This is a genomic window from Methylobacillus flagellatus KT, assembly GCF_000013705.1.
Taxonomy (GTDB): Bacteria; Pseudomonadota; Gammaproteobacteria; order Burkholderiales; family Methylophilaceae; genus Methylobacillus; species Methylobacillus flagellatus.
This window is the reverse complement of record NC_007947.1, coordinates 622,007-645,775: the sequence shown is the minus strand read 5'-3', so window position 1 is coordinate 645,775 and position 23,769 is coordinate 622,007. Positions and strand designations below refer to the sequence as shown.

17 protein-coding genes and 1 CRISPR repeat array are annotated in these 23,769 nt (G+C 53.7%); of the genes, 9 read left to right on the top strand and 8 right to left on the bottom strand.

Features of this window, described 5'->3' with window-relative positions; all coding sequences use genetic code 11:
- Positions 1-249: 249 nt before the first annotated feature.
- From MFLA_RS03140 to MFLA_RS03120, 6 genes are all read left to right on the top strand, one after another.
- A complete protein-coding gene (locus MFLA_RS03140) occupies positions 250-1,239 on the top strand; it encodes a sulfate ABC transporter substrate-binding protein (protein WP_011478981.1) in 990 nt (329 codons plus the stop codon).
- A 10-nt stretch (positions 1,240-1,249) separates the two neighbouring features.
- On the top strand, positions 1,250-1,543 hold the full coding sequence (locus tag MFLA_RS15035) for a hypothetical protein (protein ID WP_011478980.1): 294 nt from the start codon (positions 1,250-1,252) through the stop codon (positions 1,541-1,543).
- On the top strand, positions 1,528-2,133 hold the full coding sequence (locus MFLA_RS03135; RefSeq protein ID WP_407635286.1) for an EAL domain-containing protein: 606 nt from the start codon (positions 1,528-1,530) through the stop codon (positions 2,131-2,133). The genes MFLA_RS15035 and MFLA_RS03135 overlap by 16 nt, the downstream gene beginning before the upstream one ends.
- Before the next feature lie 123 nt (positions 2,134-2,256).
- Complete coding sequence (gene cysT, locus MFLA_RS03130; RefSeq protein ID WP_011478978.1) at positions 2,257-3,096, top strand: sulfate ABC transporter permease subunit CysT; 840 nt, start codon at positions 2,257-2,259, stop codon at positions 3,094-3,096.
- A gap of 13 nt (positions 3,097-3,109) precedes the next feature.
- Complete coding sequence (gene cysW / locus MFLA_RS03125; RefSeq protein WP_011478977.1) at positions 3,110-4,006, top strand: sulfate ABC transporter permease subunit CysW; 897 nt, start codon at positions 3,110-3,112, stop codon at positions 4,004-4,006.
- A 35-nt stretch (positions 4,007-4,041) separates the two neighbouring features.
- The gene (locus MFLA_RS03120; protein WP_011478976.1) at positions 4,042-5,121 is read left to right on the top strand and encodes a sulfate/molybdate ABC transporter ATP-binding protein; all 1,080 of its coding nucleotides are present in this window, start codon (positions 4,042-4,044) and stop codon (positions 5,119-5,121) included.
- 45 nt (positions 5,122-5,166) lie between these two features.
- On the opposite strand, the gene MFLA_RS03115 is transcribed toward MFLA_RS03120, so the two are convergent.
- From MFLA_RS03115 to MFLA_RS03080, 8 genes are all read right to left on the bottom strand, one after another.
- Positions 5,167-6,699, bottom strand: a complete 1,533-nt coding sequence (locus tag MFLA_RS03115; protein ID WP_195742061.1) for an EAL domain-containing protein — start codon at positions 6,697-6,699, stop codon at positions 5,167-5,169.
- A 322-nt stretch (positions 6,700-7,021) separates the two neighbouring features.
- A CRISPR array of direct repeats spans positions 7,022-13,184; the repeat unit is 32 nt; unit sequence GTTTCAATTCACGCACCCGCGCAGGGTGCGAC.
- 175 nt (positions 13,185-13,359) lie between these two features.
- Entirely contained in the window at positions 13,360-13,653 is a 294-nt protein-coding gene (gene cas2 / locus MFLA_RS03110) for a CRISPR-associated endonuclease Cas2 (protein WP_011478974.1), read from the bottom strand.
- A gap of 7 nt (positions 13,654-13,660) precedes the next feature.
- Positions 13,661-14,677 (bottom strand): type I-C CRISPR-associated endonuclease Cas1c, encoded by a 1,017-nt coding sequence (gene cas1c / locus MFLA_RS03105; protein ID WP_011478973.1) that lies wholly within the window; start codon positions 14,675-14,677, stop codon positions 13,661-13,663.
- Positions 14,674-15,324 (bottom strand): CRISPR-associated protein Cas4, encoded by a 651-nt coding sequence (gene cas4, locus MFLA_RS03100; RefSeq protein WP_011478972.1) that lies wholly within the window; start codon positions 15,322-15,324, stop codon positions 14,674-14,676. Before cas4 ends, cas1c begins: the two co-directional genes overlap by 4 nt.
- Before the next feature lie 37 nt (positions 15,325-15,361).
- The gene (gene cas7c / locus MFLA_RS03095) at positions 15,362-16,243 is read right to left on the bottom strand and encodes a type I-C CRISPR-associated protein Cas7/Csd2 (protein WP_011478971.1); all 882 of its coding nucleotides are present in this window, start codon (positions 16,241-16,243) and stop codon (positions 15,362-15,364) included.
- 18 nt (positions 16,244-16,261) lie between these two features.
- A complete protein-coding gene (gene cas8c, locus MFLA_RS03090; protein ID WP_011478970.1) occupies positions 16,262-18,076 on the bottom strand; it encodes a type I-C CRISPR-associated protein Cas8c/Csd1 in 1,815 nt (604 codons plus the stop codon).
- On the bottom strand, positions 18,073-18,750 hold the full coding sequence (gene cas5c / locus MFLA_RS03085; RefSeq protein ID WP_011478969.1) for a type I-C CRISPR-associated protein Cas5c: 678 nt from the start codon (positions 18,748-18,750) through the stop codon (positions 18,073-18,075). Before cas5c ends, cas8c begins: the two co-directional genes overlap by 4 nt.
- A gap of 106 nt (positions 18,751-18,856) precedes the next feature.
- Positions 18,857-21,094, bottom strand: a complete 2,238-nt coding sequence (locus MFLA_RS03080) for a CRISPR-associated helicase/endonuclease Cas3 (protein ID WP_011478968.1) — start codon at positions 21,092-21,094, stop codon at positions 18,857-18,859.
- A gap of 170 nt (positions 21,095-21,264) precedes the next feature.
- On the opposite strand from MFLA_RS03080, the gene pcnB reads away from it, so the two are divergent.
- From pcnB to MFLA_RS03065, 3 genes are read left to right on the top strand one after another with little or no spacing between them, the layout of a single operon-like run.
- Positions 21,265-22,623, top strand: coding sequence for a polynucleotide adenylyltransferase PcnB (gene pcnB / locus MFLA_RS03075; RefSeq protein WP_011478967.1), 1,359 nt, complete (start codon positions 21,265-21,267; stop codon positions 22,621-22,623).
- A gap of 1 nt (position 22,624) precedes the next feature.
- Entirely contained in the window at positions 22,625-23,116 is a 492-nt protein-coding gene (gene folK / locus MFLA_RS03070) for a 2-amino-4-hydroxy-6-hydroxymethyldihydropteridine diphosphokinase (protein WP_011478966.1), read from the top strand.
- Positions 23,113-23,760: a deoxynucleoside kinase gene (locus MFLA_RS03065; protein ID WP_011478965.1), complete on the top strand. Its 648-nt coding sequence runs from the start codon at positions 23,113-23,115 to the stop codon at positions 23,758-23,760. Before folK ends, MFLA_RS03065 begins: the two co-directional genes overlap by 4 nt.
- The last annotated feature ends 9 nt before the right edge of the window (positions 23,761-23,769 follow it).

The following is a 23,769-nucleotide window of genomic DNA, read 5'->3' as shown; positions in this document are numbered from 1 at the left end:
AGGATGTCCCTACGCAGATCCCAACATAGCAGGCTTGCTGTCCATGTTGATCATGGTGCAACAAACACAGCAATAATGGAAGAGTATCACATATTCAAAATACTTCTATGAATAGAATCAAAAAATATATAAATGAATCCACTCATAAATAATGGACAAGCCTAATTATATTCCCCTATATTCTTTTACATTATTTTATAAGTCTTTTATAGTGCGCCTCATCATCTCTCAATCCCTCTCGAGGTCTTAATGCTGAACAAAATATTGGCGGTCAGCCTGTTGGTCGCAGCGAGCCTAGCGCATGCCGGCACCACGCTGCTGAACGTTTCCTACGACGTGACGCGCGAGTTCTACAAAGACTTCAATCCTGCCTTCAGCCAGTACTGGAAGCAGAAGACCGGGGAATCCGTCACGATCAACCAGTCTCATGGCGGCTCGAGCAAGCAGGCCAGGTCAGTGGCGGACGGCTTGCAGGCAGACGTCATTTCCATGAACCAGAGCAACGATATCGACATCCTCTTCGAGCGCGGCAAACTCATCCCTGCCGATTGGCAAAAACGCCTGCCCCATGCCAGCTCGCCTACCACGTCGACCACCGTCTTCCTGGTGCGCAAGGGCAACCCCAAGAACATCAAGGACTGGGAGGACCTGGTCCAGCCCGGGATCGGGGTGGTCATCCCCAATCCCAAGACTTCCGGTAATGGTCGCTACAGCTATCTTGCCGCGTGGGGCGCCGTGATCAAGAAAGGCGGCGACGAAGCCAAGGCGCGCGATTTCGTCACGAAACTGTTCAAGAATGTGCCGGTACTGGACGCCGGTGGCCGCGGCGCCACCACGACGTTTGTTCAACGCGGCATTGGCGACGTATTGCTGACATTCGAAAATGAGGTCTTCCTGATCAAGAAGGAACTGGGCAACCATAACTTCGACGTGGTCTACCCATCCTCCAGCATCCTGGCGGAAAACCCGATTGCCCTGGTCGACAAAGTGGTGGACAAGCGCAAGACGCGCCAGGTGGCGCAAGCGTACCTTGAGTTCCACTATTCACAGGAAGGGCAGGAAATCGCTGCCCGCCATTACCTGCGCCCTCGTTCCGCAGAAGTATTGGCAGCCCACCAGGCAGACTTCAAGCCACTGCAGCTATTCACCGTTGATGAACTATTCGGGGGATGGCAGAAAGCGCAAAAAACGCATTTTTCCGATGGTGGCACCTTTGACCAGATCTACGTAAACAAATAAGTAGCCAGCCATGACGACAAAGAATACAGCTCCTAGTGTTTCTGCCATTGAGCAGCTCAAGTCCCAATTGCGGGAATCCCTCTATCTGGACCTCGACGAGTATGGACTGGAAGAACAGTCCTCGGGAGAGTTCGACAGTACCTTCCTAGGCTTGCAACTCAACAGTGCCTTCCAGCCTATCTACGATAGCGAGGCTGGTGACCTGTTCGGGCATGAGGCCTTATCCGGCCATCGCTTGGCGGCCAACAGGGCATCAGCCCTGAATTCGCCTTCAGCTTTGCTGGGCAAGTGGGCAAGCTGGTGAAGTTCGATCGTGTCGTGCGTACGCTTCACGTGCTCAATTTCCGTCAGATCTATGCAGAAAACGGCTTGCTGTTCCTCAATGTGCACCCCAGCCTGCTGATCAGCGTCAATGCCCACGGCAAGGTATTCGAGCGTATCCTGCATGCGAACTCCGTGCCAACCAATCGCGTGGTCATCGAGATACAGGAAAGTGTCGTCGAGCACGAAAACCAGCTGGTGGATGCCATTGAGAACTACGCGGAGCGTGGCTATCGTATTGCCATCGACAACTTCGGCAGCAAGCACTCCCATCTGGAGCGGCTGTGGAAGCTCTCGCCCGAGTTCGTGAAGCTGGATACCAGCTTGATCAAGGAGGCCGAGCGCAACCCGCGCGTACGCAAGATACTGCCCCGCCTGATTCAGCTTGTACATGACATCGGCGCGCAACCGGTCATCACCGGCATCGAATCGCAGGCCGGCCTGGAAATCGCCATCGAGTCGGGCAGCACATTGCTGCAAGGCCACTTCCTCGGCAAGCCTGTCACCGCCAAGGAGTTACAGCCTGCCGAAGCATTGAAGCCCCTGCGCCTGAACAAACAAGCTGTAGCATAATCGCACAGCCTCGGGGAAATAACATCGGGGTATATCGTTATGAAAACATATTATTTTTGCCTAGCAGTGGCTTCTGCTACATTGCACCGGCCCTACTCCCGCCAAACACACTAACTTTAAAACATGGCAAAAAAACATAAACCGCACCGCGTGCTGCCCGGTTTCAATCTTTCTCTTGGCTATACCCTGCTATACCTGAGCCTGATCGTCTTGATCCCCTTGTCTGCCGCCTTCATCAAGACCACCGAACTGAGTTTCAGTGAATTCTGGCATACCGTCACGACACCCAGGGTCGTCGCTTCCTACAAGCTGACTTTCGGGGCATCCCTGCTCGCTGCCATCATCAATGCCATTTTTGGCCTGCTGACTGCCTGGGTGCTGACCCGTTACACTTTTCCCGGAAAAAAATTGGTCGACGCGCTGGTTGACCTGCCGTTCGCCTTGCCAACTGCAGTGGCAGGCATCGCATTCACGGCGGTTTACTCGACCAATGGCTGGATCGGCAGCCTGCTCGAACCCTATGGCCTGAAAGTGGCATTTACCCCGCTCGGCGTCGTGGTGGCCCTGACATTCATCGGACTGCCATTCGTTGTACGCACCGTGCAGCCCGTGCTCGAAGATATGGAGGCTGAAGCCGAAGAAGCTGCTGCTAGCCTGGGCGCCAACCGCTGGCAGACCTTCCACCGCATCATCCTTCCTGCGCTCTGGCCTGCCCTGCTCACCGGCTTCGCACTCGCCTTTGCCCGCGCGATTGGCGAATATGGCTCCGTCATCTTCATTGCAGGCAATATGCCGATGATTTCCGAGATCACCCCGCTGATCATCATCACCAAACTGGAGCAGTATGACTACACCGGCGCTACCGCAGTCGCCGTGGTCATGCTGGTTATCTCATTCCTGCTATTGCTCACCATCAACGGCCTGCAATGGTGGAGCAGCCGCCGCAACAGCACCTCGAGATAGGAACACCATAATAATGTCGACCACCGTTTCCCAACTCGCTCACTACAATGCCAAGGTAGCACGTAGCCGCGCGACCTCGGAACCCACCTGGGTCCGTTGGGCGCTCATCATCTCGTCCCTGCTGTTCCTCAGCCTGTTCCTCTTTATTCCCCTGGCTGCCGTATTCACCGAGGCACTGCGCAAGGGCTTTGATACCTATGTTGCCGCTCTGGTGGAGCCCGATGCCGTCTCCGCGATCAAGCTTACCCTGATCGCGGCCGCCATTTCGCTACCGCTCAACCTGGTGTTCGGCATTGCAGCAGCCTGGGCGATTGCCAAGTTCGAGTTCAAGGGAAAAAGCATCCTCATCACGCTGATCGACTTGCCGTTTGCCGTTTCCCCGGTCATTGCCGGCTTGATCTATGTACTGATCTTCGGCCTGCAAGGCTGGTTCGGCGAATGGCTGATCGACCATGACCTCAAGGTGATTTTTGCCCTCCCGGGCATAGTGCTGGCCACCATCTTCGTTACCTTCCCGTTCATCGCGCGCGAACTGATCCCCCTCATGCAGGCACAGGGCAAGGAAGAGGAGGAGGCAGGCTTGGTGCTGGGCGCGTCAGGCTGGCAGATACTCTGGCACATCACCCTGCCCAACATCAAATGGGGCCTACTGTATGGAGTGATTCTCACCAATGCCCGCGCAATGGGCGAGTTTGGCGCTGTGTCGGTGGTGTCGGGGCATATTCGAGGACTCACCAACACCATGCCGCTGCATGTGGAAATCCTCTACAACGAATACAACTATGCGGCGGCTTTTGCCGTGGCGTCGCTGCTGGCTTTTCTTGCGCTCATCACACTGGCGCTCAAGTCGTATATCGAATGGCAAAGCAGCCGCAGCGCGATTGCGCGTGAAAAAGCCTCTGACCAATAACGCATTGGCAGCACACCTGCCATAAGGATGACTTCATGAGTATTGAAATCCGCAACATCAAAAAAGAATTCGGCAGCTTTACAGCACTGGGGAATGTCAGTCTGGATGTGCCAAGCGGCGAACTGGTTGCCCTGCTCGGCCCTTCAGGATGCGGCAAAACCACGCTGCTCCGCATTATCGCCGGCCTGGAGACGCCTGATTCCGGCAGCATCCACTTCCACGGCGAGGAAGCAACCAATCGCGATGTGCGTGAACGCCAGGTCGGCTTCGTTTTCCAGCATTACGCGCTGTTCCGCCATATGACCGTGTTCGAGAACGTCGCGTTCGGCCTGCGGGTCAGGCCCAAGAAAACGCGCCCCAGCGACGCCGAAATCCATCGACGGGTACACCAGCTATTGAGCCTGGTGCAACTCGATTGGCTCGCTGACCGCTACCCGCCACAGCTTTCCGGGGGCCAGCGCCAGCGCATTGCACTCGCCCGCGCGCTCGCTGTAGAACCTAAGGTATTGCTGCTGGACGAGCCGTTTGGCGCATTGGATGCCAAGGTACGCAAGGACTTGCGTCGCTGGCTACGACGCCTGCATGACGAATTACATATCACCAGTGTATTCGTCACGCACGACCAGGAAGAAGCCCTCGAAGTCGCGGATCGGATCGTTGTCATGAATCAAGGCAAGATCGAACAAATCGGCTCCCCTCAAGAGGTATACGATAACCCAGCTTCACCATTTGTCTACAAATTCCTCGGCAACGTCAACCAGTTCTACAGCCGGGTTGACCAAGGCCAAGCGCATATCGGCAACATCGCACTGAACCTGAATGAGCACCACACCGTTCAAAACAGCGATGCACTCGCTTATGTACGCCCACACGACATTGACATTTATACCGAGCAAAATGGTCACCCTGCCTTGCAGGCAGTTGTCAGTTATATTCATGCCGCTGGCCCGCTGGTAAGACTGGAACTGCAACCCGTGAACGAGGCCGACATCATCGAGGCCGAGATCACACGCGAGCGCTTCCGCGAACTTGGCATCGACCAAGGCAGCCATGTCTACCTCAGACCGCGCAGCGTACAAGTGTTTCTGGAAGGTAATACCAGCAACGCGGCCTAGAAGAATGGCAACCTGGCACCGCCAGCATCCATATTCAACACGATGCTAATTGGCGGGGAACATGGCGGCAGGAACCGGCCTCCCCAATAGCCACCCCTGGCCAATGGCATCAGGCACCCATTGCAAGACCCCACTGGACTGCTCAGCAGTCTCGATCCCTTCGGCAACGATATTCACGCGGAGATCCTGCGCAATTTTGCTGATCGGTCCGAACATCTCCGCCACTGGCGAGTCCGTGCCAATGGCCTTCACAAACACCTTGTCCACTTTGATGGCATCCAATGGTAGCTGCGCAAGGCTGCCGAGATTCGAATACCCCGTCCCGAAGTCATCCATATAGAATCTAAACCCTTTCTGGCTCAGTGATCGCATCGCTCCGTCGAGCTGGCTATAATCGGAAGTGGTTCGCTCGGTAATTTCGAGCACTACCTGCGCAGGCGACACCCCATGATGCTTAACCGAGGCATCCAGCACTTTGCCGAAATCATGATCCAGAAGATCCGCCGCAGTAATATTGATGCTGATATAAAAACCTGGATCCTCCCTCAGGCGTGCGCCCATCTCCGCCAATGCTTTTTCAACGACTAGCCGGGTCAACTCACTCATCAAGCCCAACTCTTCAGCCAGGGGAATGAATTTATCAGGTGAAACCGACGATCCATTGTGCAGCGGCCAACGCGCCAACGCCTCCGCCCCGACTAGCTTCCCGGAACTCAACACCCGCAGTGGCTGGTAGTGCAACACCAGGCTCTTTTCCCTCAGCATTTTACGCAGCCTTACCGGCAGCGATTGCTGGTGACGGAGCTGGATCACGCCCACCAGTCCGGCGAAGAGTCCAAACAACGTCCCAGCCAAGGCCAACACCACCGGCAGGACGATTTCTCTTGAAAAGAGCCCGCCATCAGTCTTCTGGGAAACAACACATAACGCGTACTTCTCGTCACAACGCACAAAACGCAGCGTACTCCCTTGGTCGCGCCACTGTTCTGCCGGAACATAATTGATTGCGTCTGCCTCACCAAACTTCTCAAATACATATTGCCCATCCGAAGTGACCACCTTGGCACCAATGCCAGAAGGAGGAGAGCTAAAACGGTCGAATGCCGCTGGCGATGTCGCCACAAAAATATCGCCTTTGGCAGCGATATCACTGATCACTTGTGGGTGGGCAGGATTAATGATCTTCGACCAGAACCTGACGGCTCCTATGTGATACTGAGAAGGCGGTAACGCCTGGAGCTCATCCGGCAACGCCCCCCACCCGGCAGAGCATAATAACCGGTTCACCTCCAGCCGCCCGACATCACGAAGCATGCGCGAATAGAAAATGACATACCGCATGCGATCCAGATCATCCTCACTGCAAGGCGCCTCAGTGCCCCAATCAGAGTCCAGAATTTTTTCAGTCTCTGCAGCAACGGCCACAGCGCGGGCGAATAAATCGTTGGAATAGCTTTGCAAATCCTGGCGATCACCCTGAAGCATCACGACATTGCCCAAAAAAAGGAATGCCATTGCGAAAAACAACACAGCAAATGCAACGAGAGAAAACTCCAGCCATTGCTTGAATGTACCCACCCAACCTCTGCCTATCATCTTTAGATATCAACGCGAATAGCATGAGCTCTTCCATTCCTCTCCATGCCAGTCATGTTGAATTAGAAACTTGATTGCTTATTAAAAGCCCATTTCTAGGACAATAATACAAAGCACTCTCCCTGTAAGCGCTTACTGTAGCATCTCAAGCCAACAAGGTGATTGTGTAGTAGGCAATTTATTTGTCAATCAATAGACAATATTTTCTTTTTAATTGAAGCGCTTTGACTCGTAGGCATGCTCACCAGCCACTCACTCGCAGGGTGCGACAATGTCCCCTTTCTATCCATTCAGCCAGGCAACCGTTTCAATTCACGCACCCGCGCAGGGTGCGACCTGGGTATTTGACCCGTGGTCGAACATTGACTGGGTTTCAATTCACGCACCCGCGCAGGGTGCGACTCAATATTGTCGACATTGCCCGTGCCGCGGATGGCGTTTCAATTCACGCACCCGCGCAGGGTGCGACAGCCCGTAACGCCGCTCATCATCTCCCCTGTGCGGTTTCAATTCACGCACCCGCGCAGGGTGCGACCAGCAAGCACGATACTAGAATCTTGCCTACACAAAAGTTTCAATTCACGCACCCGCGCAGGGTGCGACGCAACCAGCGCAGGAAACGCTCATCATCGCGGTGGTTTCAATTCACGCACCCGCGCAGGGTGCGACGTGCTCGCGCGACCTTGGGAGGTGCGCCCGGGCGGTTTCAATTCACGCACCCGCGCAGGGTGCGACAAAACGATTAAGATTTAAAGTCGTGACCTGTTCACGTTTCAATTCACGCACCCGCGCAGGGTGCGACTGTTGTTGGCGAGTAATATCCGGGATCCAGCCTGGTTTCAATTCACGCACCCGCGCAGGGTGCGACGAGACTGATTACAACGGATTCGAGGCCATCCAGAGTTTCAATTCACGCACCCGCGCAGGGTGCGACTCTATACTGGCGATCTGATAGCCCTCAGCTATGAGTTTCAATTCACGCACCCGCGCAGGGTGCGACAGTTTCCGGGTGGTTTCCTCAAGCTGGTCGGCTCGTTTCAATTCACGCACCCGCGCAGGGTGCGACAGGCGGCGTTTGTTCGGCTGCTGCCGCAGCAAGGGTTTCAATTCACGCACCCGCGCAGGGTGCGACCCAATACTGCTCATCAACGTCAAGTTGCTGATTTGTTTCAATTCACGCACCCGCGCAGGGTGCGACCAGTGGGGAATGTAGCTCCTGATCTGATTGTGCGGTTTCAATTCACGCACCCGCGCAGGGTGCGACCATCTGCGTACGGATAGCCAATGGCGAGAGTCTGCGTTTCAATTCACGCACCCGCGCAGGGTGCGACATTACTTCTTGACAAATTGTCTGTTCCTGAGTCTGTTTCAATTCACGCACCCGCGCAGGGTGCGACAGGTCACGGTCGACGCCATTGGTTTCCATCGGCGTGTTTCAATTCACGCACCCGCGCAGGGTGCGACCTGTCGCCGGCGTTTCTGTTCTGGTGGTAGTACTGGTTTCAATTCACGCACCCGCGCAGGGTGCGACAGCCTGGTCGCGGTAGCTGTAAGGGATGAAAACCGTTTCAATTCACGCACCCGCGCAGGGTGCGACCCTTATGTCGCTCAAATGAATGATTCTCAAATCCAGTTTCAATTCACGCACCCGCGCAGGGTGCGACTTAGTATGGGACAACTGGCCCCGTTTTATGGGTGTTTCAATTCACGCACCCGCGCAGGGTGCGACTGAAGCCGCCGGTCAAGAATTACGCTCACTGCAAGTTTCAATTCACGCACCCGCGCAGGGTGCGACGTCATTAAGACATCTTCGGCAATGGCATGATTCATGTTTCAATTCACGCACCCGCGCAGGGTGCGACCGGCAAGTCGGCCATGTCCAAGCGGCCATGCAGGTTTCAATTCACGCACCCGCGCAGGGTGCGACATTGATCTGGCAAGGCATGCTCTCCCTCATCACAGGTTTCAATTCACGCACCCGCGCAGGGTGCGACATTTGATTGATTCCAGTACAGGTGAAATTATTGAGTTTCAATTCACGCACCCGCGCAGGGTGCGACATTCGCAGTTCAAAACATCCGGGCCTGTTGAGGCAGTTTCAATTCACGCACCCGCGCAGGGTGCGACCTCTCATTGGTTTACTTGGGTGGGTAGTGTTCCGTGTTTCAATTCACGCACCCGCGCAGGGTGCGACGTCCTGCGCAACCCGTTTGTTGTCCCGTATCTCACGTTTCAATTCACGCACCCGCGCAGGGTGCGACAATCGCCGCTCGACGGGATGTCCCGTTCATGTGTGTTTCAATTCACGCACCCGCGCAGGGTGCGACTAGCCCATCATCGGCACCACGACCAGGAGCAACAAGTTTCAATTCACGCACCCGCGCAGGGTGCGACTTGGCGTCAAGGCATTGATGTATGGGGCGACACGTTTCAATTCACGCACCCGCGCAGGGTGCGACATGCACCAGGTGCGGAAACTGCGTGATGACGACGTTTCAATTCACGCACCCGCGCAGGGTGCGACCACCGGCACCACCATCGAAGTCACCCCGCCTCTGATTGTTTCAATTCACGCACCCGCGCAGGGTGCGACGGTCGAAGCATGTTGAGGCCATCGCAGATATGGTGTTTCAATTCACGCACCCGCGCAGGGTGCGACGTTCATGTGTGAACGGAGGGAGGCCCATGATGTCGAGTTTCAATTCACGCACCCGCGCAGGGTGCGACACACCAATTCTGGACATGCTGATGACGGTCACACGTTTCAATTCACGCACCCGCGCAGGGTGCGACCTTCTGGGTTGATCGGTTTGGGCCACGGCGGGCAGTTTCAATTCACGCACCCGCGCAGGGTGCGACTGCTGTAGTTCGCATCGCCCCAGACATCGACACCGGTTTCAATTCACGCACCCGCGCAGGGTGCGACCTGTTGCCAACGTGCCGGTGCTTGTAAGCCGTACCGACGTTTCAATTCACGCACCCGCGCAGGGTGCGACTTCATGTGTAAACGGAGGCAGGCCCATGATTTCCAGTTTCAATTCACGCACCCGCGCAGGGTGCGACTCGCTTGGTTGGGGTTCCAGCACTTGATATTGGCCGGTTTCAATTCACGCACCCGCGCAGGGTGCGACTTTTTGCGAGACATTGGGACTGGCGTTCAACTCAGGTTTCAATTCACGCACCCGCGCAGGGTGCGACGAAGCAAGGCCAATAATCATACCATGCTCAGTGAAGGTTTCAATTCACGCACCCGCGCAGGGTGCGACAAATACAAAGTAAAATCCTTGCTGTTTGTATGAAGTTTCAATTCACGCACCCGCGCAGGGTGCGACTTCCGAGAGTATCGAACAACTCCCAATTGTCACGTTTCAATTCACGCACCCGCGCAGGGTGCGACCTTCTAACTAATCCCGTGATGTTATTGATTGTCGGTTTCAATTCACGCACCCGCGCAGGGTGCGACCGGAGTTGCCAAACAGATCACCTTGCGGGTTGACTGTTTCAATTCACGCACCCGCGCAGGGTGCGACCCTGGCAGCGCGGGCGACATTCATTGATTAGTTTGTTTCAATTCACGCACCCGCGCAGGGTGCGACGAGCCAGCCATTGATATAGATAGCAACGACAAGCAGGTTTCAATTCACGCACCCGCGCAGGGTGCGACTCATCGCACAGACTCTGCCAGTTGTCCTTATCCCAGTTTCAATTCACGCACCCGCGCAGGGTGCGACAGGCCCGGGGAATGGCCCTGCCGCGATCCACTACTGTTTCAATTCACGCACCCGCGCAGGGTGCGACGATATTTTAAACCGAGGGAATTAATTGATTCGCCTGTTTCAATTCACGCACCCGCGCAGGGTGCGACTCATCGCACAGGCTCTGCCAGTTGGTCTTGTCCCAGTTTCAATTCACGCACCCGCGCAGGGTGCGACGAATACACTTCCCGCGAACCGACACCATAAGGGCAGTTTCAATTCACGCACCCGCGCAGGGTGCGACTCGCTCTCTAATTTTGAGGCCCCGCCCCAGGCCTGGTTTCAATTCACGCACCCGCGCAGGGTGCGACCCGAGGTGTGGGCGCAATGGCGAGCGTGGCGGCGCGTTTCAATTCACGCACCCGCGCAGGGTGCGACGAGTGCGAGCGGCAAAACATCAAGATCATGTACTCGTTTCAATTCACGCACCCGCGCAGGGTGCGACGATCCTCATCGGGCACCCATGCCAGCAACGCGCGGTTTCAATTCACGCACCCGCGCAGGGTGCGACGCATGTCAATCACCACCATCGAAACACCTCTTAACGTTTCAATTCACGCACCCGCGCAGGGTGCGACATGCAATTTTCTGGATCCAGCAAACAGGCTTCACGTTTCAATTCACGCACCCGCGCAGGGTGCGACGGCCGGTATGTTTTCGAGTTTGAATTAAATCAATTTGTTTCAATTCACGCACCCGCGCAGGGTGCGACGGATAAACTTAGCGACACTCTCTGCTTTGTCGTTGTTTCAATTCACGCACCCGCGCAGGGTGCGACCCGCCATGGAACGCTCATACAAGCGTCAGCTTGGAGTTTCAATTCACGCACCCGCGCAGGGTGCGACGACTGTTTATGAAATTGCAAACGACCAGCTAAAACGTTTCAATTCACGCACCCGCGCAGGGTGCGACGGCCCCATCAGGTTGACCATATCAATGGCATTCGGTTTCAATTCACGCACCCGCGCAGGGTGCGACATAAACCCGTCGGGCAAGGGTGCGTAAGATCGTAGTTTCAATTCACGCACCCGCGCAGGGTGCGACGCTATCTACTCTACTTAACCGATGGATTCAGTCTGGTTTCAATTCACGCACCCGCGCAGGGTGCGACGCGCTCGCCATCAGCAAGCTGAATAGTTGCCGCAGGTTTCAATTCACGCACCCGCGCAGGGTGCGACGCGACCTGGAGGACTTCATGCGGGAGCGCCGTCAGGTTTCAATTCACGCACCCGCGCAGGGTGCGACCACTTAGCTTTGAAAACTACAAGCTGGCAGCACAGGTTTCAATTCACGCACCCGCGCAGGGTGCGACCAGGCACACTCTAACCGTTAGAGCACACAACCTTAGTTTCAATTCACGCACCCGCGCAGGGTGCGACCCACTCACCGCAGTGACCACAGATTGAACACTTATGTTTCAATTCACGCACCCGCGCAGGGTGCGACCCCTTCTTTGTCATCCTCACCGTCTGCCATGATGGTGTTTCAATTCACGCACCCGCGCAGGGTGCGACTCTGGAGTCGAAGCTGGCTGTTGCACAACGCGCAGGTTTCAATTCACGCACCCGCGCAGGGTGCGACTACCGAACAGATCCGGGGTCATTCTGTCCTGTGCGTTTCAATTCACGCACCCGCGCAGGGTGCGACGCCCTCAGCCATATTACCTGGTTGAGCGCATGACAGTGCGTTTCAATTCACGCACCCGCGCAGGGTGCGACGCGTCAGCTTGGAGAAATGAGAAACCGGGTTGAGAAGTTTCAATTCACGCACCCGCGCAGGGTGCGACCATAACTCCCTGGTGGTATGGAGCAACAAAGACAAGTTTCAATTCACGCACCCGCGCAGGGTGCGACAAGGTGAACCCGTTGCGGTGGCTAGTTTCGAGATGTTTCAATTCACGCACCCGCGCAGGGTGCGACGTCGGACGGACGGAAATCAACGGGTGTCAGATATGTTTCAATTCACGCACCCGCGCAGGGTGCGACGTTGGCATTATGGGCGGCAAGACGTACCCGGATGGTTTCAATTCACGCACCCGCGCAGGGTGCGACTGACGGCAAGCAGTCTGGCGGATGGGTGTCGCACGTTTCAATTCACGCACCCGCGCAGGGTGCGACCTGTACGACGACTATAAAACGTGGGCCGAAGGCGGTTTCAATTCACGCACCCGCGCAGGGTGCGACCGAGTCACTATTCCAGCAGAACCTATTACGCAAAGTTTCAATTCACGCACCCGCGCAGGGTGCGACCTCCCCAACGCCTAACGGCACCTAGCGCTGAAGCGTTTCAATTCACGCACCCGCGCAGGGTGCGACGCCCTTCTTTGTCATCCTCACCGTCTGCCATGATGGTGTTTCAATTCACGCACCCGCGCAGGGTGCGACCTGCCCGGCCACTGCGCCATTCACGTTGAATCGGTTTCAATTCACGCACCCGCGCAGGGTGCGACTTCAGTCTGGAATCCCTTACAGCCCTTCTGGTTGTTTCAATTCACGCACCCGCGCAGGGTGCGACTTTGATTGAGCAGCGGACGGTGCTTGTCTTTGACTCGTTTCAATTCACGCACCCGCGCAGGGTGCGACCACCGGCGCCCTGGATGATTTCCGCGACCTCATGTTTCAATTCACGCACCCGCGCAGGGTGCGACGGTGCGTTCAACCGCTGGTCTTGTGCCAAACATGTTTCAATTCACGCACCCGCGCAGGGTGCGACCGTATTGCTGTAAGTCTGCATGGGGTCTGGGTTGCGAACCTTCATCCCGCTAACTACTTACGGAATAGCGCAAGTTTACCAAAACTATGCGCCATTTACTTACTATGCTTATCAATTCAAATTGTTAAAAAGCGATAACCCCTTAGGGATTTGATGAGAACAGGAGATTAGCGGATCAGATGATCAAAGCATCTTTGATAGGGTCGGGTATAACTTTGGCACCCCAGTGCTCTATTTTTTGTCGACCTTTACTGCCTAACATATAGAATCGCAAACTATCTTGATGAGGGTCATAGATATTCAGCAATTCGTTTTTCAGGCGTACATATTGATCTGGAGTTACTTCACACTCAAATACCGAGTTCTGTACTCGCATTCCATAATCCAGACATGTTCTTGCTATAGCTCTTAATCGACGCTGGCCAGATTTCGTCAATACACTCACATCGTAAGTAATCAGAATCAACATAGCGCACTCACTTAATCAGATATGGAGTATAAAACTCCATATCTCCACGCAGATGTCTGGCCAATAACAATGCTTGGCAATGAGGCAATAACCCATAAGGCACCTTTTCCTGAAGGTAGGGATGTACAACCTCTTCCTGTTTGCGCTCTTGAAAAGCAACTAATACTTGTTTTCTCGTATCATCCGTCAGCCGTACAGCACCACTGGCTTCTGTAACAAATGCTTGCGGTGATAGTTGTCTTCGATTGAGCAATGTCAAGACAAATCGATCTGCCCACGATGCCCGGAACTCTTCCAACAAATCCAAAGCAAGGCTAGGTCTACCAGGCCTATCCTGATGTAAAAATCCAACATATGGATCCAAGCCCACCCCCATCAAGGCAGAAACACACTCTTGAGTAATCAGGGAATAGATGAAGGATAACAAGGCATTGACAGGATCTGTGGCTGGTCGACGAATACGGCCATTAAACTGAAATCTGCTGCCTCGTATCAATCCATTGAATACTGAAAAATAGGTTGCGGCAGCATCCCCTTCTATTCCCATCGTCTGTGGTACAGATTGACTGAATTGGCAGCTTTTCAGGCTATATCCCAATTGCTCGACCGCACGACTTATATTCGCATGTTCGCCATGATTACGAATTTCCCTCATCAGCACAGTACGTGCATTGGCAATCTTCGCGCCCACCATTACCCTGGCAATGGCATTGGCTTTTTCAGGATCATCCGCTAGCCGATATTGCGTACGCCGCAGTAGTACGTTGCCAGTCTGCTTACCTATCATCCTGGCTAGGAACCGACCATATTCAGTATAGAAAACCAGTCCTATTCCATTTTCACCACAGTATCCCATCATAGGTGGAGAAACAGATACTTGACCAAAGCAGAGAATATTACTGATCGTGAGGGCGGGAAATTGAGCCAGCTTCTCCCCTGCGCTGTTGATGACAATGGTATCGCGCTCCTTATGTACGTAGGTTTCCTGCCTCGTTACATAGAGCGTATTCAGCAATTTCTTCATGCATGCACACCTTGATGAAACATCTGCTCAACATAATTTGCTGAATTATCCTTCCGAATCGCATCAGGCACACACAACTCATTCAAAGAACAAGCCTTACACCTTGATTTTTCCTTGACCGGAGATGGTGTTCTGCCGGAAAGCAGAATTTCACGCGCCAGCTTGATGGCGCTGACAGTGGCATCCCGTAATGTCTGGTCAATTTGCACGGATTGCCTCTTCCTCTCCTGCCAATACCACATTGCTCCTTCCGTGATACGGATCCCTCTCATCTCCTCAAGACACATCGCCTGAGCACATAACTGGATACGATCCCAATCTTCGACCTTGGGTTTTCCGCGTTTATATTCCACTGGAAAGTAACGCGTATTTTCCCCAGATACATCCACCTCAAGCAAATCCAGCTTGCCACTTAATCCTAACTTTGTAGAGTAGACTGACACAGCACGCTCAGAACGTACATTTCCACGTTGTTCTGCCGCCCCTGCATCCACGCGCTGATGCAGAACCTGTCCATGTGCAGTGAAAAAGTTTTCTTCCCAAACTTGCTCAACATGAATCAATGCAAACTGGCGAGGACAATAAGCCACGTGCTGTAATGCAGAGATAGTCAGCACCTCCATTTCCTTAGCCTCAGCAACCATCATATCGTCCCCCTCTATCACTATCGTGCCAAAGGAAAGGCTAAAACTTTTCCTCGACAGTCACGCCTAAGGCATCTAAACCATTGGTATCGAGAACAATCCGGTAATCTGAAAAAGTAGTAGCAGGTGTATCTCGCTCTCCACTCACCCGCTCTACCTTTACCCGGTCAAACAATAAGTGCGCAGGTGCACTGCCCAGCGCATCAGCGTGCTTGAACACCACGAGCTTACGCGCAGCCATTTCCCCACGTGCAGCAGATCGGTCATGTTCAAACATCAAGGTCAACGCCTGCCATAGCTTGGCAAGATCATCGTCAGAAAATCCTGTCTTCTCCGAAAGCTTAGCGGAAACAAAGCCATGCACCCGATACAAACCATAAGGCACAATATGCTTGCGTCCCATTGTCCGGTTACCACCCGATTGAGCCTCTGCCTCTTTCTCAGTGGTAACAGCCATTCTGGTAATTGAAAGCTCCAATGGAATAATCGGGTCGATTGATTTCGCAAATGCAAGTTGAACAGGGCCACGCACCTGCCCACTGTTGACTTCGGTAGTCATCACAGCGCCAAAAGTACGCACATCAAAGAAATTCGCACACATCCATGCCGTCACCTCCCTTGCTTTTGCCTCATCTTTAGGCAGCTTCTTGGGTTCAGGCGTAATGGACAATGCTTCATACGCTTTTTTATTCTGTAAATTCAGAATGCCTTTTTCTTTGACATATATCTCAAAACCAGGATGGCCTTCCTCTGTCAGCTCCACAAAATTCCGGATTTTTCGTTTCAAGCAAACATCAGTGACCAAGCCTTTACTAGAATCAGGATCAAGCCGCGGCATATTGCCAGCATCAGGGTCCCCATTGGGGTTACCATTGGTTACATCAAAAAAATATACAAACTCATATCGGTTAGTAATCGCCATTTTTATCCTCCCAATTAATTAATCTTCCGGTACAGCATCAGCTTCTAGAACTTTTTCATTTTTACTACCTCTAGTAGTGAAATAATGCTGTTTCTGCTGGTAATACCCGATGGCAAATCGCCCTTGATCCTCCATGGAAAAATGTTTAGGGAAAGTGCCGCCCAGCCCATCCACAATCTCGCCCATATCCCTGCCCAACAACACCGCGTAACCATGTTTGTCACGCCGCAGCTTGGCCAGGTGATTCTGGCTGCCAGCCAGTAATCGTGGAAATACCGAGAACGGTATCGAGGAAGCCGAGCCGTAATACTTATCGACGACACTACTATTTACATCCCCTAAGGTCGCTTCCTGGATCCGCTCAATCACTGCGAACAAACGCCCCAGCAAATATGCTACGTTTTTATTGTCTCTATCCAGTCCCACAGGCACCTCCTCTTGAATTAGCCGTTTACGATAATCTCGCTGCAACACTGCTTTTATCAATGCTGCCCGCAGCCCAGTGACATCACCATCAACTCGAACTCTTTGTGTCAATTGCGACAGCAACATCCTCGGATATCGTTGCCCTGTCACAATGGATCGCATTAACTCTCCAGCCAACTGAGGAGGAATATTTTCGCTTTTACCTTGGGCTGCAGTCTGAATCAACAAACGCCATATCGAAGGCGGCTCGCGCCACGCACAAGGCTCCAACTGCATATCCCGGAAATGCTGGGCAACATGTTCCGCTAGCTCGCCAAAGGTCGTATCCATCCAATATCTAATAGAAATCCGCGCGGCATTTGGTGCCAACCCGAGAATATAGAACCTGGTTTGAAGATCAACACCCGGGTTGCACTCGGCCAATGGCCGCCCGTGCGAAATTTTCTCTAAAAAAGGCCTGATCCTGGCTTGCTCCTCAGCATCATCGACTGGACGATCAAAACATGCCGCAAAAAACTGCTCGGCCTCCTGCGCCGAAGTCTCATCGCTGGCCACAGCCCAAAACACAGTGCTGGCATCGCCAATGGATACGCATTGACGATTATCGCGGCGCAATAAATAGTTTAACGCCGTGGTGTAAGCAAACGCAGCTGCCTCGGATACTGGAGCATTTTCCCCTTGCACCTTGCCATAAGATGCATAAGCATCAGCATTGAAGGAAACAATGGAACCGCCGGAGCTTTGTCCACCGTAAACACCTTTGATGGGAGGGTGCAAGCGTGCAACGGCTGATGCTTCACCAGTCACCAGGCAAGGGGCGATGAGCGCATCATCATCTGGAACCAGCATGGCGCCCCATATCTGCCTAGTCTCAGGCTTTTCATGCAGAAACTCATAGTCGCCATCAAGTCGGAACACCACATTGGCATCCACCATCTCTGCTGAAAATGGCGCTTGCGCAAATTCTGTGGGCTGCCAGGATTGGAGAAACTTACATAATGCTTGCAATCCTACATCTTCAACACTCTGCAATTTCTCAAGATGTAGTTGCTTGAATGCCTGGAAGGTTTTATCCGCGACTACCCAGGGTTGCTCCTTGGCAGCACTCTTGTCTTTATTACTTTCCACGCCAAGCACATAGGCGGTTTTGTCCCACATAAAATTAGGCTTGATCCCTGACGTGCGCTTCTCTGGCCTGGGAACAGATATAAGTCGAGGTACCGGCTTTTTCCCAGTGGTATCTAAATTACTTTGCACATCAACAACCTCCCCATCCCGTGATAACAAAATTACGTAAGCAATTTTCTCAGCGCTATACCCATAGGCAGGTACCTTGGGCTGACCAGTATTGGGGTCGGGATGATTAAGCAAGCGTTGATAATACCCCACCAGTGCGCTCAAGATCATGACTTGGCCTCCTCGCTATGGAACGGCGGCACGCTCATCACCCCATTTACTAATGCTGCCCTGAAAAACCGCGGAGTCGCACCATGATCGAAATCAATATCATGCAGCATCCAGCCAAGATCACGGCTTTTCTGCTCATCGCTTAGAATCGAGGCCGGCAAAGCCATTTCAGGCTCAATCAAGGAAAAAAATGCTGGAAATTCCCGCACGCCCATGCAGGGCTGGTGATGGCATTGCCCCCTACGGGCGCGGCGATTGAAAATATCAAGATGCTTGCCGGGATTATCGCCTTCGCCAGCCAGCTCGGTCAGCTCGAAATGCGCCTCAATGACATAAGCCACATCGCGCAGTACGGTTGAGGCACGCTGCTGGCGATCCTCTTCGATCAACGTGTAAATACCTTCCACCGAACCTCTCGCCATCCCTCCGCTGGCTTTACTAGCCGAAGCCTTACTCCCCACTTCGTTACGACGGATAGACTCAAACCGAATGGGTTTCAAAACATGGATGCTATCCACAACCCAGCGAATAGCGGGCTTCCAGTGAATAGCAGTCAATATGCCGCGTGCCGCCGATGGCGTCATCACATCATATGACACCCGCTCCACTTTCATTTCAGGGCGTGTAAAACACGCGTAATCTCCCCAAACATGCAATCTGACACCGTATGCCATACTCCTCCCCGAATTACATTCTCAGCACCAATAGTTTGATAACATCCAACATTTACTATTGATTAGTGAATACTAAATCTATACTAAAAATCACTGTTACAATTCACTAAATAGCAAGGTTTTCTGCCTTTATATAAAATGGATTGTCAAAGCTTAATCCAGCTTCAGCATCATACAAACTCTCATTCACTAGTCGCCAAAACTGATCCCCCAGCACCTCCGGCGCAATCGCCTGCACGCTGCCAGATTTCACTAACTCCGCAAAACTTTTCTCCGGCACCTGTACAAGATACTGCTGTAGTTTTCGTGCAATCCCACCAATATGTTCTGCATGCGGTAACGCATCGATCAACTCTCTGGCTTCATCATCAAATGGCACGATCACCGGTTTCATATGCGCCTCTATCATGCAGAAATCACGTGCGATATCCTGGAATGGAAAGCTAAAGTCCCGGGCATGCTCACGATGTATCTCGAGCAAGCGCTTGCTATCAAGCTCTGCTCCTTGCGCCCAGTACACACCCTTGAAATACATAGTCAAAGCTTCAGGAGCCAACAAGTCACCCGCATGGTTACGCATCACTTCACGCATATTGCCAGCCAGTTGATCAAGCTCAGGCGGCGCCTTCCATTCCGGGCTTTGAAAAACCAGCACCTCACTTTGCTCCGGGGAACGCCTACCTTCCCGGTTACATCGCCCTGCTGCTTGCGCAATCGAATCCAGCCCGGCCTCAGCGCGCATGACACATGGAAAATCAACATCAACTCCAGCTTCTATCAATGAGGTAGAGATTAACCGGCAAGGCTTCCCATCCCGCAAATTTAGCCGCACCCGCGCCAATACCTGCGATCGATGCCTGGCACACATTAAGGTAGTTAAGTGCATTGCCTCAGGCAAATGCGCAACCGCATCGTATAGTGCCCGCGCATGGCGACGATTATTGACGATCATCAGCACTTGCTCTCGCTCCGTCAAATGCCGCACCAAGTCCTCATCCTGCTGCAAGCCAATGCTCTTCACCTCGGTGCGTTTGAATTTTTTGAACAATGCCTCAGGTACAGGGACAATTTCGCGCACCCCATCAAAGCCGTTGATAAACCCTTGATCCTTCTTCAGCGCCGGCTGCGTTGCCGTGCATAACACCACACTGCATTTGTAGTTGCGTGCCAACTCGTCGATCACGGCCATGATGGGGCGCAACAATTTGAGAGGCAGCACCTGTGCCTCATCCAAAATCACTACGCTGCCTGCAATGTTATGCAATTTACGGCATTGGGATGGCCGGTCCGAAAACAAGGATTCAAAGAACTGCACTGCCGTCGTCACGACAACCGGCTTATTCCAGCTCTCCATTGCTTGCTTTAAGTGATCCCGTGCGGTTTGAGTCGGTAGTTTGCTTGCATCGAATGCGCTATGGTGCTCCAACACTGCATCATCGCCCAGCGGGCCAAATGCTTCACGCAACACCTTGGCATTCTGCTCAATGATGCTGGTAAAAGGGATCACATAAATCACACGCCTCATGCCGTGGGCAATGGCATGATCCAGTGCGAACGCCATAGAGGTGTAGGTCTTCCCTCCCCCGGTCGGTACTGTCAGAGAAAACAGCCCCGGCTTTTGCAATGCCTGCGACCTGGCATGGCCAAGTATTTCCTGCCGCAGTTGATTGACTGAACCTTCAGGCGCCGGTACAGCCTTGAAACAATCCAACGTGGCATCTAGCGCTTCACGCAGCTGCTCCAATGTAGGCAAGGAATGTGTTGTCACTTGCTTGCCATCCAACTTGTCATAATGGCGACGAGTGTCAGTGCGGTCTGCATCAATCAGGCAAGAAAAAATCATGCGCGTCAGCAAAGCCAATTGCAGACCCGCTTGCGCAGGAGACTGATGCCATATGAACTCAGCCATCGGCAAGTGCTCCGGCAAACTGAGCTCTTCTTGCCACACCGGGTCAAGCACTGGCAACTGCTTGCCATATTCCGTACTTAATCTCTTGTCCAACGCATATCGATCCTGCCCCCCTTCCCGACCATTCGCCAAACCCGTGTGGTGCCCTGCAATACAATATGCCAGCAACTTACCGCTTTTCCCCCATCGCTCCACCGACTGCTTGGCACCTGCTGTGGCATGGTCAACCCGTTTGAGACTGCCATGCAGTCTAGCCTGAAACTCCGGGCAATACTTGCCCAAATCATGCAATAACCCAGCAATATAGGCCCAATCCTGCCATCCAAACCAGGTTGCCGACTCTCTTGCCAATTTGGCTACTGCATGCAAATGATCAGCAAGTCGTTGTCCATCAGACAAATCCTCTGCTATCCCAGAATGTGCAAAATACGCCATTACCCCTCCCTTAAACCTTGATGGTGATACTCCCGACTCAACCACAAAACTTATAATATCTTTCTCACGGCCCAATTCTGCATCTGATCCCTACGATTGTGTATGCGATATAATGTGGGGAATATCAAGTTGCTTGAATTGCACACCAAAAGACTGGCTAGCTCAATATAATGATCAAAAAACTGCTGCAACGCGTTTTTAAATCCCCTAAAAAACCTGCCTCCACCACCCCGGTCCATTCCCAGGCCAATATCGAGCGTATTCCTGCCGCAGTGCACCGCATAGATCGCAGGCTCATCAGCAATGCTGCGATCAAGACCACTGACGCTTTGCAAAAAGCAGGGTTCGAGGCCTTTATCGTTGGAGGGGCTGTACGCGACCTTTTGCTTAAAAAACGGCCCAAGGATTTTGATGTCGCAACCGATGCCACGCCTGAGCAGGTTCACCGCATTTTTCGCCGTTCGCGCATCATCGGGCGGCGCTTCCGCCTCGTTCATGTCATGTTCGGCGACGAAACCATTGAGGTTTCCACTTTCCGTGGCAGTCATCTTGCGGAAGCAGGGGATGCCAAGGTAACGGACAGCGGTCGCATCCTTCGTGACAATGTGTTTGGCAGCCAGGAGGAAGACGCCGCGCGGCGCGACTTCACTGCCAATGCGCTCTACTACGATCCTTCGACCGAAGAGGTTCTGGACTTCCATCGTGGCGTGGCCGACCTCCAGGCCGGTGTATTGCGCATGATTGGCGACCCGGTCACGCGCTACCGCGAAGATCCGGTGCGCATGTTGCGTGCAGTCCGCCTCTCGGCGAAGCTAGGCTTGAAGCTGGCCCCCGAAACCGAACGGCCAATCCTGGAATTGGCCGAGTTGCTGCATGATGTGCCTCCCTCGCGTTTATTCGATGAAATGCTTAAGTTGTTCCTCTCCGGCCATGCCATCGAAAGCGCCAACGCCTTGCGGCAGCATGGGTTGCATCATGGCTTGCTGCCGTTGCTGGATGTTGTGCTTGAGCAGCCGATGGGCGAGCGTTTCGTCCGGCTGGCATTAAAGAACACGGATGAGCGCGTGCTGGCTGACAAACCTGTTTCGCCCGGATTCCTGTTCGCCGCATTGTTATGGCACGAGGTGCTGCTGGCATGGAAGAAATTCGAACAGCAAGGGAACAAGCCCATCCCTGCATTGCATATGGCAATGGATGAGGTCTGCGACATCCAGGCCGAAAAAATGGCCATTCACAAGCGCTACAGTGTGACGATGCGCGAAATCTGGAGCCTGCAGCCCCGCTTTGAGCAGCGGGCAGGCAGACGCCCCTACAGCCTGCTGGAAAACCCGCGCTACCGTGCCGGTTACGACTTCCTGTTATTGCGCTGCGAATCCGGTGAGCTGCCTAACGAAATCGGCCAATGGTGGACGGATTTCGCCAATGCCGACGGCGAGCAACGCCAGGCCATGCTGCTGCCCGACACCGCGCCACGCAAACGCAGGCGCCGCCGCTCCAGGAAGCCGTCCTCGTCTGCAGCGGAGGAATAGGATGGCGCTTGCCTATATCGCTCTCGGCAGCAATCTTCGCGACCCCATGCACGAGGTCGGCCAAGCCATGACGGAGCTGGATACCTTGCCAGAAACCCGCCTGGTAAAAGCATCCTCGCTTTACTGCACCGCGCCTGTCGGCTATGACAACCAGCCCGACTTCATCAATGCCGTGGCGGCAATAGACACCGGCCTGGAGCCGATGGCGTTACTGCAGGCCATCCTCGACCTGGAAAACCGGCATGGCAGGGAGCGGCCCTTCCCCAATGCCCCTCGTGTGCTTGACCTTGATCTGTTGCTCTATGAACAAGTGGTCATGAACACTCCGGCATTGACGCTACCGCACCCCAGGATGCACCAGCGCGGCTTTGTCCTGCTGCCGCTGGCGGAAATTGCGCCAGAGCTGCATATTGCCGGCTACGGCAGCGTAGCCGACCTGGCGAAGCAGTGCGCGGATCAGGGCGTGGTGTTGCTGCAGGAACAGAGTACATGAGCATTTTCGACCGTTTCCACTATATCGTCGTCGAAGGCCCGATCGGCAGCGGCAAGACCACGCTGGCAAACAAGCTGGCGGATATGTTCCCAGTCAATCTACTGCTGGAGAATGCAGGCGCCAACCCATTCCTGCCCAAGTTTTACCAGGATGCGCCGCGTTATGCCCTCCCCACGCAAATGTTCTTCCTGTTCCAGCGCGTAGAGCAGATTCGTGACCTCATCCAGCGCGACATGTTCAACCAGGCAACGATTGCAGACTTCTTTCTGGAGAAGGACCCGTTGTTTGCGCAAATGAACCTCAACGACGAGGAATATGCGCTTTACCGCCAGATGTACAAGCACCTGCATGTACAAGTGCCCACGCCCGACCTCGTGATCTACCTGCAATCGCCGGTGGAAACCTTGCATGAGCGTGTGAATCAGCGCGGCAATGCCTACGAGCAGGAAATACCACGCGAATACCTCGCCCGCCTGTCGGATGCATACAGCGATTTTTTCCACCGATACGATGGCGCCCCCGTGCTCATCGTCAATAATGAGAAACTCGACATCACGGAAAAGCAAGGCGCCATTCAGATGCTTCTGGACCGCATCATGCAAATGCGCAGCCGACGCGAGTTTTTCAACCCCAACCTGGAATAAGGAGCCTGT

Coding starts and splice junctions, on each gene's coding strand:
- cas7c (WP_011478971.1), bottom strand. CDS start 16,243: ATGGCGATTACTAACCGATATGAGTTTGTATATTTTTTTGATGTAACC.
- MFLA_RS03140 (WP_011478981.1), top strand. CDS start 250: ATGCTGAACAAAATATTGGCGGTCAGCCTGTTGGTCGCAGCGAGCCTA.
- cas8c (WP_011478970.1), bottom strand. CDS start 18,076: ATGATCTTGAGCGCACTGGTGGGGTATTATCAACGCTTGCTTAATCAT.
- MFLA_RS15035 (WP_011478980.1), top strand. CDS start 1,250: ATGACGACAAAGAATACAGCTCCTAGTGTTTCTGCCATTGAGCAGCTC.
- pcnB (WP_011478967.1), top strand. CDS start 21,265: ATGATCAAAAAACTGCTGCAACGCGTTTTTAAATCCCCTAAAAAACCT.
- MFLA_RS03080 (WP_011478968.1), bottom strand. CDS start 21,094: ATGGCGTATTTTGCACATTCTGGGATAGCAGAGGATTTGTCTGATGGA.
- cas1c (WP_011478973.1), bottom strand. CDS start 14,677: ATGAAGAAATTGCTGAATACGCTCTATGTAACGAGGCAGGAAACCTAC.
- cas4 (WP_011478972.1), bottom strand. CDS start 15,324: ATGATGGTTGCTGAGGCTAAGGAAATGGAGGTGCTGACTATCTCTGCA.
- MFLA_RS03120 (WP_011478976.1), top strand. CDS start 4,042: ATGAGTATTGAAATCCGCAACATCAAAAAAGAATTCGGCAGCTTTACA.
- folK (WP_011478966.1), top strand. CDS start 22,625: ATGGCGCTTGCCTATATCGCTCTCGGCAGCAATCTTCGCGACCCCATG.
- cysW (WP_011478977.1), top strand. CDS start 3,110: ATGTCGACCACCGTTTCCCAACTCGCTCACTACAATGCCAAGGTAGCA.
- cas2 (WP_011478974.1), bottom strand. CDS start 13,653: ATGTTGATTCTGATTACTTACGATGTGAGTGTATTGACGAAATCTGGC.
- cas5c (WP_011478969.1), bottom strand. CDS start 18,750: ATGGCATACGGTGTCAGATTGCATGTTTGGGGAGATTACGCGTGTTTT.
- cysT (WP_011478978.1), top strand. CDS start 2,257: ATGGCAAAAAAACATAAACCGCACCGCGTGCTGCCCGGTTTCAATCTT.
- MFLA_RS03065 (WP_011478965.1), top strand. CDS start 23,113: ATGAGCATTTTCGACCGTTTCCACTATATCGTCGTCGAAGGCCCGATC.